Source organism: Janthinobacterium sp. SUN118 (assembly GCF_030397695.1).
Taxonomy (GTDB): Bacteria; Pseudomonadota; Gammaproteobacteria; order Burkholderiales; family Burkholderiaceae_D; genus Janthinobacterium.
On record NZ_JAPUBV010000001.1, the window covers coordinates 1,963,197 to 1,978,182 of the forward strand.

Annotated in this window: 14 protein-coding genes; 12 read left to right on the forward strand and 2 right to left on the reverse strand. The window is 65.0% G+C overall.

What is annotated here, in order from left to right:
• The first annotated feature begins 164 nt into the window (after positions 1-164).
• Positions 165-1,613 carry a M20/M25/M40 family metallo-hydrolase gene (locus O0880_RS08980; protein WP_289886075.1) on the forward strand — a complete coding sequence of 483 codons (1,449 nt, stop codon included), beginning with the start codon at positions 165-167 and terminating at the stop codon, positions 1,611-1,613.
• Between the two features lie 98 nt (positions 1,614-1,711).
• Positions 1,712-1,945 (forward strand): hypothetical protein, encoded by a 234-nt coding sequence (locus O0880_RS08985; RefSeq protein ID WP_289886076.1) that lies wholly within the window; start codon positions 1,712-1,714, stop codon positions 1,943-1,945.
• Positions 1,946-1,951: 6 nt separating this feature from the next.
• On the opposite strand, the gene O0880_RS08990 is transcribed toward O0880_RS08985, so the two are convergent.
• Entirely contained in the window at positions 1,952-2,809 is an 858-nt protein-coding gene (locus tag O0880_RS08990) for an MBL fold metallo-hydrolase (protein WP_289886078.1), read from the reverse strand.
• A 176-nt stretch (positions 2,810-2,985) separates the two neighbouring features.
• Between O0880_RS08990 and O0880_RS08995 the strand changes: the two genes are divergently transcribed.
• Positions 2,986-3,222 carry a hypothetical protein gene (locus O0880_RS08995; RefSeq protein WP_071323102.1) on the forward strand — a complete coding sequence of 79 codons (237 nt, stop codon included), beginning with the start codon at positions 2,986-2,988 and terminating at the stop codon, positions 3,220-3,222.
• A 111-nt stretch (positions 3,223-3,333) separates the two neighbouring features.
• Positions 3,334-3,582, forward strand: coding sequence for a hypothetical protein (locus tag O0880_RS09000; RefSeq protein WP_034783948.1), 249 nt, complete (start codon positions 3,334-3,336; stop codon positions 3,580-3,582).
• On the opposite strand, the gene O0880_RS09005 is transcribed toward O0880_RS09000, so the two are convergent.
• Positions 3,579-3,881, reverse strand: a complete 303-nt coding sequence (locus O0880_RS09005) for a hypothetical protein (protein WP_289886081.1) — start codon at positions 3,879-3,881, stop codon at positions 3,579-3,581. The genes O0880_RS09000 and O0880_RS09005 overlap by 4 nt on opposite strands.
• 87 nt (positions 3,882-3,968) lie before the next feature.
• On the opposite strand from O0880_RS09005, the gene prpB reads away from it, so the two are divergent.
• The 8 genes from prpB to O0880_RS09045 all read left to right on the forward strand — a co-directional run bounded on the left by prpB (position 3,969) and on the right by O0880_RS09045 (position 14,957).
• The gene (gene prpB / locus O0880_RS09010; protein WP_070220951.1) at positions 3,969-4,856 is read left to right on the forward strand and encodes a methylisocitrate lyase; all 888 of its coding nucleotides are present in this window, start codon (positions 3,969-3,971) and stop codon (positions 4,854-4,856) included.
• Positions 4,857-4,925: 69 nt separating this feature from the next.
• Positions 4,926-6,080, forward strand: a complete 1,155-nt coding sequence (gene prpC / locus O0880_RS09015) for a 2-methylcitrate synthase (protein WP_289886083.1) — start codon at positions 4,926-4,928, stop codon at positions 6,078-6,080.
• A 23-nt stretch (positions 6,081-6,103) separates the two neighbouring features.
• Positions 6,104-8,698 carry a Fe/S-dependent 2-methylisocitrate dehydratase AcnD gene (acnD, locus tag O0880_RS09020; protein WP_289887328.1) on the forward strand — a complete coding sequence of 865 codons (2,595 nt, stop codon included), beginning with the start codon at positions 6,104-6,106 and terminating at the stop codon, positions 8,696-8,698.
• Between the two features lie 121 nt (positions 8,699-8,819).
• Entirely contained in the window at positions 8,820-10,016 is a 1,197-nt protein-coding gene (prpF, locus tag O0880_RS09025) for a 2-methylaconitate cis-trans isomerase PrpF (RefSeq protein WP_289886084.1), read from the forward strand.
• A gap of 168 nt (positions 10,017-10,184) precedes the next feature.
• The gene (locus O0880_RS09030; RefSeq protein WP_289886085.1) at positions 10,185-11,732 is read left to right on the forward strand and encodes an MBOAT family protein; all 1,548 of its coding nucleotides are present in this window, start codon (positions 10,185-10,187) and stop codon (positions 11,730-11,732) included.
• A gap of 9 nt (positions 11,733-11,741) precedes the next feature.
• The gene (locus tag O0880_RS09035; RefSeq protein WP_289886086.1) at positions 11,742-12,620 is read left to right on the forward strand and encodes a hypothetical protein; all 879 of its coding nucleotides are present in this window, start codon (positions 11,742-11,744) and stop codon (positions 12,618-12,620) included.
• Positions 12,599-12,982, forward strand: a complete 384-nt coding sequence (locus O0880_RS09040) for a hypothetical protein (protein ID WP_289886087.1) — start codon at positions 12,599-12,601, stop codon at positions 12,980-12,982. Before O0880_RS09035 ends, O0880_RS09040 begins: the two co-directional genes overlap by 22 nt.
• 88 nt (positions 12,983-13,070) lie before the next feature.
• A complete protein-coding gene (locus tag O0880_RS09045; RefSeq protein ID WP_289886088.1) occupies positions 13,071-14,957 on the forward strand; it encodes a propionate--CoA ligase in 1,887 nt (628 codons plus the stop codon).
• Positions 14,958-14,986: the final 29 nt, after the last annotated feature.

A 14,986-nucleotide genomic window follows, 5' to 3' on the forward strand; every position in this document is an offset into this window, starting at 1 on the left:
TCTGCATGGTAATCCAGTCTGGCGGCCACAGGCAATCGCTCGCGGCAAAAGTTGCTGCATTGACAGAAAAAATACGCTATCGTGCACAACTTCGCCATGCCCGATGCCGCTGCTGATGGCCATGGCGGGACCGCTCTTTCTTCATCGACTGGAACAGGAATCCTATGACTACCGTATCGCCCCGCGCGCCATTGCGCCGCTCCGCCTTGTTCATCGCCCTCGGCTGCGCCGTCAGCGCCGGCGCCCTTGCCGCCGCGCCGGGCAATGCGCCGCAGGCACTGGCGCAGGTGCGCGACACGGCCCTGCACAGCGACTGGGCCTATGCGCGCCTGGCCGACATGACGGACTTGATCGGCCCGCGCCTGTCCGGCTCGGCCGGCGCCGCCGCCGCCGTGCAGCAGGTGGCCGAGGCCATGCGCCAGCTGGGCGCCAAGGTCACCCTGCAGCCGGTGAAGGTGCCGCACTGGGTGCGCGGCGTGGAAACGGCGGAAATCGTCGACTATGCGGGCCGTCCGCAGGGCGTCAGCCAGCGCGTCGTGCTGACGGCGCTGGGCGGTTCGGGCGCCACCCCGGCCGCCGGCCTGACGGCGCCCGTGGTCATCGTCAAGAGCCTCGAGGAACTCAAGGCGCGCGCGGCGGAAGTGAAGGGCGCCATCGTGCTGATCGACACGCCATTCGACCAGGAGATGGCCGAGCGCGGCCTGGCCGGCGTCACCTATGGCCAGGGTTCGCGCGCGCGCTTCCTCGGCCCGAAGGCGGCGGCCGACCTGGGCGCGGCCGCCGCGCTGGTGCGCTCGGTCGGCGGCGCCGATTTCCGCATCCCGCACGCGGGCGCCACGGGCCTGGATGACAACAAGCGCATTCCCGCCGCCGCCGTCACCGTGGAAGATGCCTTGCTGATGGGCCGTCTGGCCGCGCGCGGCCCCCTGAAAATGCGCCTGACCCTGACGCCGCAAAACCTGCCGGAAGCCGACAGCTACAACGTCATCGCCGACTGGCCGGGCACGGACAAGGCTGACGAAGTGGTGGTGGTCTCGGGCCACCTCGATTCCTGGGATCTGGCGACGGGCGCGCATGACGACGGCGCCGGCGTCGTGGCGGCCATGGGCGTGGTGGAAACGCTGAAAAAACTCGACTACCGTCCGCGCCGCACGATCCGCGTGATCGCCTGGATGAACGAGGAAAATGGCGGCCGTGGCGGCCAGGCCTATTTCGAGGCCAACAAGCAGGCGCTGGGCAAGCAATATGCGGCCATCGAGATGGACAGCGGCGCCGGGCGTCCGTTCGGCATCCTGGCCAGCGTGGGGCCGAAGGCGGAAAAACTGTTCGCGCCCCTGCGCGCGGCCCTGCAGCCGATCGGTGCGCACGCGTTCACGCGCCGCGACGCGCTGGGCACGGGCGACTTGCACCGGCTGGAAACGGGCGGCGTGCCCAGCTTCGAGCCGCTGGTCGACAGCCACAGTTACTTCCATTATCACCACACGCCGGCCGATACCCTGGACAAGGTCGACCCCGAGAACCTGAAGCGCAACGTGGCGCTGATGTCGTCGCTGGCCTGGTTCCTGGCGAATATCGACGGCGAGATCGGCCGCGCGCCCGAGCAGGGCGAATAAGGTCTGTCGCGTCGTTCCCGCACGCGCCGCGCCGCCTGGCCGGCGCGGTCCCTTGCCGGCATGCGCCCATGCCGGCGCCGTCAACGCATGGAGAGTTCATGATGCAGCCATCTTCCGCCATCGGGCAGGCGCGCGACGCCATCCGCAGCTATCTGCAACGGTATCCGCACGGCGCCGACACGCTGGAAGGCGTGGCGCAGTGGTGGCTGGGCGGGGCTGTTGCGCCGGAAACCGTCGCGGCCGCGCTGGAACAGCTGCGCGCCGCGGGCGAGCTGGAAGAGATCAGGGCTGGCCAGCGCCAGGTGTGGCGCCGCCGTCGCCCGGCGGCATAGCGGCCGTCAGATCGCGTTCAGCGGTATCTTCAGGTAGCGCACGCCGTTTTCTTCCGGTTCGGGCAGCTTGCCCGCATTGATGTTGACCTGGATCGCGGGCAGGATCAGGGTCGGCATGTCGAGGGTGGCATCGCGGCCCGTGCGCATGGCCACGAACTGCTCTTCCGTGATGCCGTCGCGCAAATGGATGTTGCCGGCGCGCTGTTCGGCCACCGTCACTTCCCAGCGCGGCCCGCGGCCGCTGGGCGGGTAATCGTGGCACATGAACAGCCGCGTTTGCGGCGGCAGCGACAGCAGGCGCTGCGCCGAGCGATACAGCAGCGCGGCCGAGCCGCCGGGAAAATCGCAGCGGGCCGAACCGACGTCCGGCATGAACAGGGTGTCGCCGACGAAGACGGCGTCGCCGATCTGGTAAGCGAGGTCGGCCGGCGTGTGGCCGGGCACGTGCAGCGCGCGCACTTCCAGCTTGCCGATATAAAACACCTGGTCGGGCGCGAACAGCCGGTCGAACTGCGAGCCGTCGGCCCTGGCCGCATGCTGATGGTAGACCTCGGCAAACGCCTGCTGCACCGTCTGGATGGCGGCGCCGATGGCCACTTCGCCGCCCAGTTGCTGCTGCAGGTAGGGGGCGGCCGACAGGTGGTCGGCATGCGCATGGGTTTCCAGCAGCCAGCGGCACCGCAAGCCGTGCTCGCGCACGAAGGCGATCACCTTGTCGGCCGAGGTGGTGGCCGTGCGGCCCGCCTTGGGGTCGTAGTCGAGCACGGAATCGATGATGGCGCATTCCTCGCCGTCTCCCTCGTAGACGACATAGGTGACGGTGGCGGTGGCGGGGTCGAAGAAGGCTTGGATTTGTGGAGTCATCACGGCGGCTAGGTCGGGCAGGGAATGGCATTATATCGCCAGAGTTCGCTAAAAAAATGCTGCAAATTCACATTTAACATGCGAAAAACAGATAAGCGGCAGGGCTTGCGCGCCACACAGCCGTGCGCACCCTGCGCCTTGCTGCGTGGTAACCTCATTCTTACAAGGAGGAATTCATGAACGATACCACTGCACGCAGCGAACAGTACCGCGGTTTTACGATTTCGGTGACCCCGCAAAAGGACAATGACGATTTATGGGATTTTACCTACCGCCTGCAGCGCGACGGCGAGCCTGAAGCGCAAGGCATCACGCGCAGCCGCACCCTGGGCGGCTACCTGGCGCCCGAAACGGCGTGCACGGCCGGCCTGGAAGTGGCCAAGACGGAAGTGGATAATCTGCTGCGTCCTTGAGCCAGCGTAAATCGTTTAGCCTGATTGCCCGCGGGCGCATGAAACACGTCGCCTGCGGCCGCGCTTCATGCTACGATTTCCCGTATTCAGTCAGTTCATATGGAGGCACCCATGGATAGCAGTTCTAAAATTCACTATAAAGGCTGGGAAATCGTTCCCTTGGCCGTGCCTACCACCGACGGCAAATGGTCGGCCAGCTGCGACATCGAACGCGCCACCGCGGAAGGCCTGGAAGTGTTCGAAGGCTCGACCATGCAATTCGTGCGCGACGACGAGGAGGGCGCCATCGCCGCTGCCTGCGAAGAAGCCGTGCGCCAGATCGACAACATCATCGCCAATCCGCTGGTGCGGCTGGCCTAGTTTGCCGTTTCATCCGTAGTCTCAGCAGTAATTCTCAGCCGGCGTCCGCCGGCTGTTTTTCTTCCAAGCCATTCCCGTTTCCCATCCTGTTCCGCAGCGCCTGCAGCGCCGCCCTGTTGCGCATTGCTGTTGCGTGTTTCAACCGGGTGTTTCAAAATGCAATGAATGAAACATCGTGAAACGCCAAGCACATGAAACGTGACATCGCCGTTTCCCTGCGTGACGGCCGGAGCGCGCTGGAAAGCGGCCGCCTTGCCCGTGTTGTCACTCTGGCGCGTGGCATAGTCATCGTGCCGCATGGTGCTGGCACGGCATTTGCAATACTGATGCGCATAGCAAGTCCATGAAACATTCGGGCTGACCCGAACTCCCCATAAGGTGCATACATGACTCAATACTCCGCAGGTGCCGCATTCCGCAAGGCCGTCCAGGAAGAATCCCCATTGCAAGTGGTCGGCGCCATCAACGCCAACCACGCGCTGCTGGCCAAGCGCGCCGGCTACAAGGCCATCTACCTGTCCGGCGGCGGCGTCGCGGCCGGCTCGCTGGGCTTGCCCGACCTGGGCATCTCCAGCCTGGACGACGTGCTGACCGACATCCGCCGCATCACCGACGTGTGCGACCTGCCCCTGCTGGTCGATGCCGACACGGGCTTCGGCGCATCCGCCTTCAACGTGGCGCGCACGGTGAAATCGATGATCAAGTTCGGCGCGGCCGGCCTGCATATCGAAGATCAGGTGGGCGCCAAGCGCTGCGGCCACCGCCCGGGCAAGGAAATCGTCAGCAAGGAAGAGATGGTCGACCGCATCAAGGCGGCCGTCGATGCGCGCACGGACCCGAACTTCGTCATCATGGCGCGCACCGATGCGCTGGCCGTCGATGGCCTGGAAGCGGCGCTCGAGCGCGCCGTCGCCTGCGTCGAGGCGGGCGCCGACATGATTTTCCCGGAAGCGATCACGGACCTGGACATGTACGCCACGTTCGCCAAGGCCGTCAACGTGCCTATCCTGGCCAACATCACGGAATTCGGCTCCACGCCGCTGTTCACGCTGGACGAACTGCGCAGCGCCCACGTGGGCCTGGCGCTGTACCCGCTGTCGGCGTTCCGCGCCATGAACAAGGCGGCGGAAAACGTCTACCAGGCGCTGCGCCGCGACGGCACGCAAAAGAATGTCGTCGACACCATGCAGACGCGCATGGAGCTGTATGAATCGATCAATTACCACGATTTCGAGCAAAAGCTCGATGCGCTGTTTGCCGCGCAAAAGAAATAAATAGAGAAGCAGGGGCCGCATGCCGGTCCCGCAGTGACGCACCCGAGACTATTCAATCTGGAGAACACAATGACCGCACCGCAAGCCGCCACTTTCAAGCCTAAAAAATCCGTCGCCCTGTCCGGCGTCACCGCCGGCAACACGGCGCTGTGCTCGGTCGGCAAGACCGGCAACGATTTGCACTATCGCGGCTATGACATCCTGGACGTGGCCGACAGCTGCGAGTTCGAGGAAATCGCCTACCTGCTGGTGCATGGCAAGCTGCCGACCAGCGCGGAACTGAAAGGCTACAAGGCCAAGCTGAAATCCCTGCGCGGCCTGCCGTCGGCCGTCAAGCTGGCGCTGGAAGCGTTGCCGGCCGCCGCCCATCCGATGGACGTGATGCGCACGGGCGTGTCCGTGCTCGGTTGTACCTTGCCGGAAAAAGACGACCATAACGCGCCGGGCGCGCGCGACATCGCCGACCGCCTGATGGCGTCGTTCGGCTCCATGCTGCTGTACTGGTACCACTACAGCCATAACGGCAAGCGCATCGAAGTGGAAACGGACGACGACTCGATCGGCGGCCACTTCCTGCACCTGCTGCACGGCGAAAAACCGTCGGCGTCGTGGGAAAAAGCCATGCACACCTCGCTGATCCTGTACGCGGAACACGAATTCAACGCCTCGACCTTCACCAGCCGCGTCATCGCCGGCACGGGTTCGGACATCCACTCGGCCATCACGGGCGCGATCGGCGCGCTGCGCGGCCCGAAACACGGCGGCGCCAACGAAGTGGCGCTGGAGATCCAGAAACGCTACGACAATGCCGATGAAGCGGAAGCGGACATCCGCGAGCGCGTCGCCAACAAGGAAGTGGTGATCGGCTTCGGCCACCCCGTCTACACGATTTCGGACCCGCGCAACGTGGTCATCAAGGAAGTGGCGCGCAATCTGTCGCTGGAAGCCGGTTCCACGAAAATGTTCGACATCGCCGAGCGCCTGGAGTCGGTCATGTGGGAAATCAAGAACATGTTCCCGAACCTGGACTGGTTCTCGGCCGTGTCCTACCACATGATGGGCGTGCCGACGGCGATGTTCACGCCGCTGTTCGTCATCTCGCGCACCTCGGGCTGGGCCGCGCACATCATCGAGCAGCGCATCGACAACAAGATCATCCGCCCGAGCGCCAACTATGTGGGCCCGGAAGACCTGGAATTCGTCCCGATCAAGGACCGCAAATAATGAGCACCGCAATGAGTACCCCCATGAATACCCTGTACCGCAAATCCTTGCCGGGCACCCAGCTAGACTACTTCGACACGCGCGCCGCCGTCGATGCGATCCAGCCAGGCGCCTATGCCACCTTGCCCTACACCTCGCGCGTGCTGGCCGAAAACCTCGTGCGCCGCTGCGACCCGGCCACCCTGGACGCGTCGCTGAGCCAGTTCATCGAACGCCGCCGCGACCTCGATTTCCCGTGGTTCCCCGCCCGCGTCGTCTGCCATGACATCCTGGGCCAGACGGCCCTGGTCGACCTGGCCGGCCTGCGCGACGCCATCGCGGCCCAGGGCGGCGATCCGGCCCTGGTCAACCCCGTGGTTCCCACGCAGCTGGTGGTCGACCATTCGCTGGCCGTGGAATGCGGCGGTTTCGACCCCGACGCCTTCGCCAAGAACCGCGCCATCGAAGACCGCCGCAATGAAGACCGTTTCGACTTCATCGACTGGACCAAGAAAGCATTCAAGAACGTCGACGTGATTCCGCCAGGCAACGGCATCTTGCACCAGATCAATCTTGAGCGCATGTCGCCCGTGATCCAGGTACAGGATGGCGTCGCCTATCCCGATACCCTGGTGGGCACGGATTCGCACACGCCGATGGTCGACGCGCTGGGCGTGATCGCCATCGGCGTGGGCGGCCTGGAAGCGGAAAGCGTGATGCTGGGCCGCGCTTCGTGGATGCGCCTGCCCGACATCATCGGCGTCAAGCTGACGGGCAAGCCGCAGCCGGGCATCACGGCCACCGACACGGTGCTGGCGCTGACGGAATTCCTGCGCAAGCAGAAGGTGGTTTCGTCCTACCTGGAATTCTTCGGCGAAGGCGCTTCGCACCTGACCCTGGGCGACCGCGCCACGATTTCCAATATGGCGCCGGAATTTGGCGCCACGGCCGCCATGTTCTACATCGACGCGCAAACCATCAAGTACCTGAAACTGACGGGCCGCGACGACGAACTGGTGAAACTGGTGGAGTTGTACGCGAAAGAGACGGGCCTGTGGGCCGACAGCCTGGCCGACGCCCAGTACGAGCGCGTCCTGAGCTTCGACCTGTCGTCCGTCGTGCGCAATATCGCCGGTCCGTCGAACCCGCACAACCGCGTGCCGACGTCGGAACTGGCCGCGCGCGGGATTTCCGGCGTGGTGGAAAACGAGCCGGGCAAGATGCCGGACGGCGCCGTCATCATCGCGGCCATCACCAGCTGCACGAATACGAACAACCCGCGCAACATGATCGCCGCGGGCCTGATCGCGCGCAATGCGAACCGCCTGGGCCTCACGCGCAAGCCATGGGTGAAATCGTCGCTGGCGCCCGGCTCGAAAACCGTGGAACTGTATCTGCAGGAAGCGGGCCTGATGCCGGAGCTGGAACAACTGGGCTTTGGCGTCGTGGCGTTTGCCTGCACCTCGTGCAACGGCATGTCGGGCGCGCTCGACCCCGTCATCCAGGACGAAGTGGTATCGCGCGACCTGTACGCCACGGCCGTCCTGTCGGGCAACCGCAACTTCGACGGCCGCATCCACCCGTACGCGAAACAGGCTTTCCTCGCCTCGCCGCCGCTGGTGGTGGCCTACGCGATCGCCGGCACCATCCGCTTCGATATCGAGAAGGACGTGCTGGGCATCGCCCCGGACGGCAAGCCTGTCCTGCTCAAGGATATCTGGCCGTCGGACGAGGAAATCGACGCCATCGTCGCTTCCAGCGTCAAGCCCGAGCAGTTCCGCAAGGTGTACATCCCGATGTTCGCCGCGCAGGTCGACGATGGACAGAAGGTCAGCCCCCTGTACGACTGGCGTCCGCAGACGACGTACATCCGCCGCCCGCCGTACTGGGAAGGCGCGCTGGCCGGCGCCCGCCCCTTGAAAGGCATGCGTCCGCTGGCCGTCCTGGGCGACAACATCACCACCGACCACCTGTCGCCATCGAACGCCATCATGCTCGATAGCGCGGCCGGAGAATACCTGGCGAAAATGGGCTTGCCAGAGGAAGACTTCAACTCCTACGCCACGCACCGGGGCGACCATTTGACGGCGCAGCGCGCCACCTTCGCCAACCCGACCCTGAAGAACGAGATGGTCATCGAGGATGGCAAGGTGAAAACGGGTTCGCTCACGCGCATCGAGCCGGAAGGCACGATTTCGCGCATGTGGGAAGCCATCGAGGTGTACATGGAGCGCAAGCAGCCATTGATCATCATCGCCGGCGCCGACTATGGCCAGGGATCCTCGCGCGACTGGGCCGCCAAGGGCGTGCGCCTGGCCGGCGTGGAAGCCATCGTGGCCGAAGGCTTCGAGCGCATCCACCGCACCAACCTGGTGGGCATGGGCGTCCTGCCGCTGGAGTTCCTGCCTGGCGTGAATCGCAAGACCCTGGGCCTGGACGGCAGCGAAACCTATGACGTCGTGGGCGAGCGCACGCCGCGTTCCACCCTGACCCTGCTGATCCACCGCAAGAACGGCGACACGGTCGAAGTGCCCGTCACCTGCCGCCTCGATACGGCGGAAGAGGTGTCGATCTACGAGGCCGGTGGCGTGCTGCAGCGCTTCGCGCAGGATTTCCTGGAGTCGTCGAAAGCCGCATAAATCGGGTAGGTCGGATTAGCGTGGCGTAATCCGACAATATTTGTGAAAAAACCGCCAGCAATGTGTCGGATTACGCGTGGCGATGCCCGCTAATCCGACCTACCTCTTTCCAGAAAATGACATGAGCCATACTCCCCAAATCAAAATCCCCGCCACCTATATGCGTGGCGGTACCAGCAAGGGCGTGTTTTTCCGCCTGCAGGACTTGCCGCCCAGCGCGCAAGTGCCGGGCGCGGCGCGCGATGCGCTGCTGCTGCGCGTGATCGGCAGCCCTGACCCGTACGGCAAGCAGATCGATGGCATGGGCGGCGCCACCTCGAGCACCAGCAAGACCGTGATCCTGGCGACAAGCACGAAACCGGAGCATGACGTCGATTACCTGTTCGGCCAGGTCTCCATCGACAAGCCGTTCGTCGACTGGAGCGGCAACTGCGGCAACCTGTCGGCCGCCGTCGGTTCGTTCGCCATCGCCAGCGGCCTGGTGGACGCCGCGCGCGTGCCGCAAGATGGCATCGCCACGGTGCGCATCTGGCAAGCCAATATCGGCAAGACGATCATTGCCCACGTACCCATGACCAATGGCGAAGTACAGGAAACGGGCGACTTCGAACTTGATGGCGTGACCTTCCCGGCCGCCGAAGTGAAACTGGAATTCCTCGATCCGGCGGCGGAAGAGGAGGGCGGCGGTGGTGCGATGTTCCCCACTGGCAAGCTGGTCGACGACCTCGAGGTGCCCGGCATCGGTACCCTGAAAGTCACGATGATCAACGCCGGCATCCCGACCATCTTTGTCGACGCGGACGCCATCGGCTATACGGGCACGGAACTGCAGGACGCCATCAATGGCGATGCGGCCGCGCTGGCCCGCTTCGAGACCATCCGCGCGCATGGCGCGCTGCGCATGGGTTTGATTTCCCACCTGGATGAAGCGGCCAAGCGCCAGCACACGCCGAAGGTGGCGTTTGTCGCCAGGCCGGCCGGCTATGTGTCGTCCAGCGGCAAGCGCGTGGAGGCGGGCGAAATCGACCTGCTGGTGCGCGCCATGTCCATGGGCAAGCTGCACCACGCCATGATGGGCACGGCGGCTGTCGCCATCGGCACGGCTGCTGCCATCCCCGGCACCCTGGTGAACCTGGCGGCGGGCGGCGGCGAAAAAAGCAGCGTGCGCTTCGGCCACCCGTCCGGCACCCTGATGGTGGGCGCGGAAGCGGCGCTGGTCGATGGCGCATGGAGCGTCATCAAGGCCATCATGAGCCGCAGCGCGCGCGTGCTGATGGAAGGCAGCGTGCGCATTCCCGGCGACGCCTTCGGCGCATAAGCACTGCGGCCGGGCCGCGTTGGCCCGGCTGGCCATTTATCTCGAGAATAATTGATTTTTCCGCTATTCAAAACCTGAACGGCAAGGAAAATGGAAGGGCGCGCAAGGGACGCGGTTTTGCCGCGTGAGGCCGCGCTGCGCGCACGTCCATCCTGACTGGTGAAATCCATGCTATTCAATTCCTGGGTCTTCCTGCTTGCCTATCTGCCCGTCACGGTGGCGGGATTCTTCATCCTGGGACGGCGCAGCGAATCATGGGGCGCCGCCTGGCTCGCATGCGCCTCGCTGTTTTTCTATGGCTGGTGGGACTACCGCTATCTGCCGCTGCTGACTGGATCCGTCGTCTTCAATTATGGCTGCGCCGCGCTGCTCGGGCCAGGGCGCGCAAGCCACCGCAAAGCCTTGCTGGCGGCGGCCATCGCCGCCAATCTGGGCCTGCTCGCCTACTATAAATACGCGGGTTTTTTTGTCGCCGGCGTGGCGGAACTGCTGGCGCAGCCGATGCCCGTCCTGCACGTGGTGCTGCCGATCGGGATCTCGTTTTTCACCTTCACGCAGATCGCCTTCCTCGTCGACACCTACACGGGCAAGGCGCAGGAAAGCCGCTTCGTCCACTACCTGCTGTTCGTCACGTATTTTCCCCATCTGATCGCAGGCCCCGTGTTGCACCACAAGGAAATGATGCCGCAGTTCGCCGCGCGGCGCACGTTCCGCCTCTCCGAACGCAATATCGCCATCGGCAGCACGATCTTTTTCATCGGCCTGGCGAAGAAGGTGCTGGTCGCCGACAATATCGGCGCCTATGCGGCGCCCCTGTTCAACGATCCCGTCGCGCCATCGCTGCTGATCGCCTGGGGCGGCGTGCTGGCTTATGCCTTCCAGCTGTATTTCGATTTTTCCGGCTACTCCGACATGGCCATCGGCCTGTCGCGCCTGTTCGGCGTGCGCCTGCCGCTGAACTTCGATTCGCCGTACAAATCGCGCAATATCGCGCAATTCTGGCGCCGCTGGCACATGACCCTGTCGCGCTTCCTGCGCGATTACCTGTACATCCCGCTGGGCGGCAAGCGCTGCGGCCCCGTGCGGCGCTACCTGAACCTTATGGTGACCATGGTGCTGGGCGGCCTGTGGCATGGCGCCGGCTGGAATTTCATCGTCTGGGGTTTCCTGCACGGCGCGTACCTGGCCATCCACAAGGGCTGGAGCGCGCTGGCACGCACCCTGCGCCTGCCGGCCGGCACGCGCGCCGGCAACGTGGCGGCCACCATCCTCACCTTCACCGCCGTCTGCGTTGCCTGGGTCTTTTTCCGCGCGCCCGACATGGCCAGCGCCGTGACCATCGTGCAGGGCATGGCGGGCGGCTTCGGCCTGGCCTTGCCCGATGCGCTGGCGCGCCAGTTGCAACCGCTGCAGCCCTTGCTGGCGTCGCTGGGCGTGTCGTTCTACCTGGGCGGCGGCACGGCCTTCATCGAAAGCTGGACGTGGATCGCCATCGCCGCGCTGCTCGTCTTTGCCATGCCGAATACGCAGCAGATCATGCGCCGCTTCGAGCCAGCCCTTGATTTCCAGCATGCTGGCGCGGCGCGCGGCCATGGCGTGGCGCGGCTGCTCACCTGGCGCGCCTCGCCCGCATGGGCCGCCGCCATCGCCTTGCTGGCGCTGGCCAGCATGCTGGCCTTGAGCCGTCCCGCCGAATTCCTGTATTTCCAATTCTAGGGCGGATATATGACGAGATCCCCCTTCAAGTCTTATCTGGTCGCGCTGGCGCTGCTGCTGTGGACGGGCGCCATTGCCGTTTGCGCCTTCGTGGTCATCGTCGACCCGTACGGGCTGTACGGCGTGGTCCGGCGCGACAGTTTCAATGCCGTCAAGCCGGGCCTGACCCGCTACCAGAGCCAGATCAAGCACGAGCATGCGCTGCGCCTGCGGCCGCAATTCATCATCCTCGGCAACTCCCGCGCCGAGATCGGTTTCGACCCGCGCGCCGGCGCCTTTTCAGGGCAGGGCGGCGCCGGCTACAACCTGGCCATTCCCGGCACGGGGCTGGCCACGTCCGCCCGCCAGTTCGCGCAACTGGTGCAGGCGGGCGTCAAGCCGCGCACGGTCATCGTCGGCATGGAATTCATCGATTTTCTCAATCCGGCGGCCACGCAGCCTGCGCGCCCCGTGACGGCGGCCGCGCCGCCCGCGCATGGCGGCGCATACTGGCGCTTCGATGCGCTGTTCTCGCTGGCGACCCTGCGCGATGCCGCGCATACCTTGCGCATCCAGCATGACGGGGAAGCGGCCACCATCTCGGCCGATGGCTACAATCCCTTGCTGGAATATGGCGCGCACGTGCGCCAGGATGGCTACCACAAGCTGTTTAGCCAGCGGGCCCAGGAAAACGCGGCCAGTTTCCGGAAGAAATCCACGCGCGGCCTTGCCAATGAAGACTTCCAGGCGCTGCGCGCCTTCCTGCTGGCGATGGCGGCCACCCAGGCCGATATCCGGCTGGTGATTTATCCGTATCACGCGCAACTGCTCGCCATGGTCGAGGCGGCGGCCTGTGGCCCCTGTTCGAGCAGTGGAAGACCCGGCTGGTGCGCGAAGTCGCGCTGGTAAAGGAGCAGTACCCGGCCGCGCAGCTCACGCTGGCCGATTTCAGCGGCTTTGGCGTTTACAACTGCGAGCGCATACCGGCGGCCGCTGAGCGCGGCGCGGCCACGCGCTGGTACTGGGAAGCCGGGCATTTCAAGAAGGCGCTGGGCGATATCGTGCTGCAGCGCGTGATGCGGCAAAACACGCTGGCAGATGGCCGGTTCGGCATGGCGCTCGATGGCGCCACCCTGGCCGCCAACCGCGACAGGATCGCGGCCGAGCGCGTCGCCTGCGCAGCGGCGCAGCCGGAGCTGTTCCTGTCGTCAAGGCAGCTGTTTGCCGCGCGGCGCAGCCGCTTTAAGGAATCAGGAGTACAAGGAGAGTGATGGTGAAGGAGGCACTGGGTCGCAGATAGCAGAAATACGCATACGCAGGAAAATAGACCAAATCAATTATATGCATACCGGAGGAGACATGGAATTCGCGGCATTTTATCAACGCTCGATCGACACGCCTGACGCTTTCTGGCGCGAGGAAGCGGACAGGATCGACTGGCATACCCCGTTTTCGCAAGTACTCGATTACTCGCGTCCGCCATTTGCCAGATGGTTCGTGGACGGCACCACCAATTTGTGCCACAACGCCGTCGACCGCTGGGTCGATAGCCAGGGCGACGCGGCGGCGCTGATCGCCATTTCCACCGAGACCAATACCGAGCGCACCTACAGCTACCGCGAGCTGCAGCGCGAAGTGGAGCGCTGCGCCGCCGTCCTGCAATCGCTGGGTGTCGCCAGGGGCGACCGGGTGCTGATCTACATGCCGATGATCGCCGAGGCGGCGTTCGCCATGCTGGCCTGCGCCCGCATCGGCGCCGTCCATTCCGTCGTCTTCGGCGGTTTTGCCGCCAACAGCCTGGCCAGCCGCATCGACGATGCGCAGCCCAAGCTGGTGTTTTCCGCCGATGCCGGCTCGCGCAATGGCAAGGCGATCGCCTACAAGCCGCTGCTCGACGAAGCGATCCGCCTGGCCGCGCACCAGCCACGGCACGTGCTGCTGGTCGACCGCCATCTTGTGCCGATGGAACTGGTGCCGGGCCGCGACGTCGATTACGCCGCGCTGCGCGAGCAGCACCTCGATGCGCGCGTGCCCGTCACCTGGCTCGAATCGAACGAACCCTCGTACGTGCTGTACACCTCGGGCACGACGGGCAAGCCGAAGGGCGTGCAGCGCGACGTGGGCGGCTATGCGGTGGCGCTGGCGTCCTCGATGCAGTACACGTTTTGCGGCAAGCCGGGCGAAACCTTCTTCGCTACCTCGGATATCGGCTGGGTGGTGGGCCACTCCTACATCGTGTACGGGCCGCTGATCGCCGGCATGGCCACCATCCTGTACGAAGGCTTGCCGATTTGCCCCGATGCAGGCGTCTGGTGGAGCATCGTTGAAAAATACAGGGTCACGCGCATGTTTTCGGCGCCGACGGCCATCCGCGTATTGCGCAAGCATCCGGTGGAGCTGATGCGCAAGCACGACCTGTCGTCGCTGAAGGCGCTGTACCTGGCGGGCGAGCCGCTGGACGAAACCACCTCGCAATGGATCGCCGACGAGCTGAAAGTGGACATCATCGACAACTACTGGCAGACGGAAACGGGCTGGCCCATCCTGTCGGTGGCGAAGGGCGTGGCGGAAACGCCGACGCGCCTGGGTAGCCCCGGCCTGGCCATGTACGGCTATAGGGTCAAGCTGCTCAACGAGGCGACGGGCGAGGAGTGCTGCGCCAACGAGAAGGGCGTGCTGGTGCTGGAAGGCCCGCTGCCGCCCGGCTGCATGCAGACCGTGTACGGCGACGACGAGCGCTTCGTCGACACCTACTGGTCCACCTTCAGCGAGCGGCAAGTGTATTCCACGTTCGACTGGGGCCTGCGCGACGCGGACGGCTATTACTTCATCCTGGGACGCACGGACGACGTGATCAACGTGGCCGGCCACCGCCTGGGCACGCGCGAAATCGAGGAAAGCATCTCCAGCCATCCGAACGTGTCGGAAGTGGCCGTGGTGGGCATGGAGGACAAGCTCAAGGGCCAGGTGGCGATGGCTTTCGTGATCCTGAAAAACCCGCAGGGCGTCGACAGCGTCGACGCGAAGGCGCTGCTGGAGCGCGAAGTGATGGCCGTCGTCGACCGCCAGCTGGGCGCCGTGGCGCGGCCCGCGCGCGTGCTGTTCGTGTCACAGCTGCCGAAGACGCGTTCGGGCAAGCTGCTGCGCCGCTCGATCCAGGCCATCTGCGAAGGGCGCAGCCCGGGCGACCTGACGTCGATCGAAGACCCGTCCTCGCTGCAGCAGATCGCCGCCGCACTCGCTTGACGGCGCGCGACGATATCGGAGTTTATCAA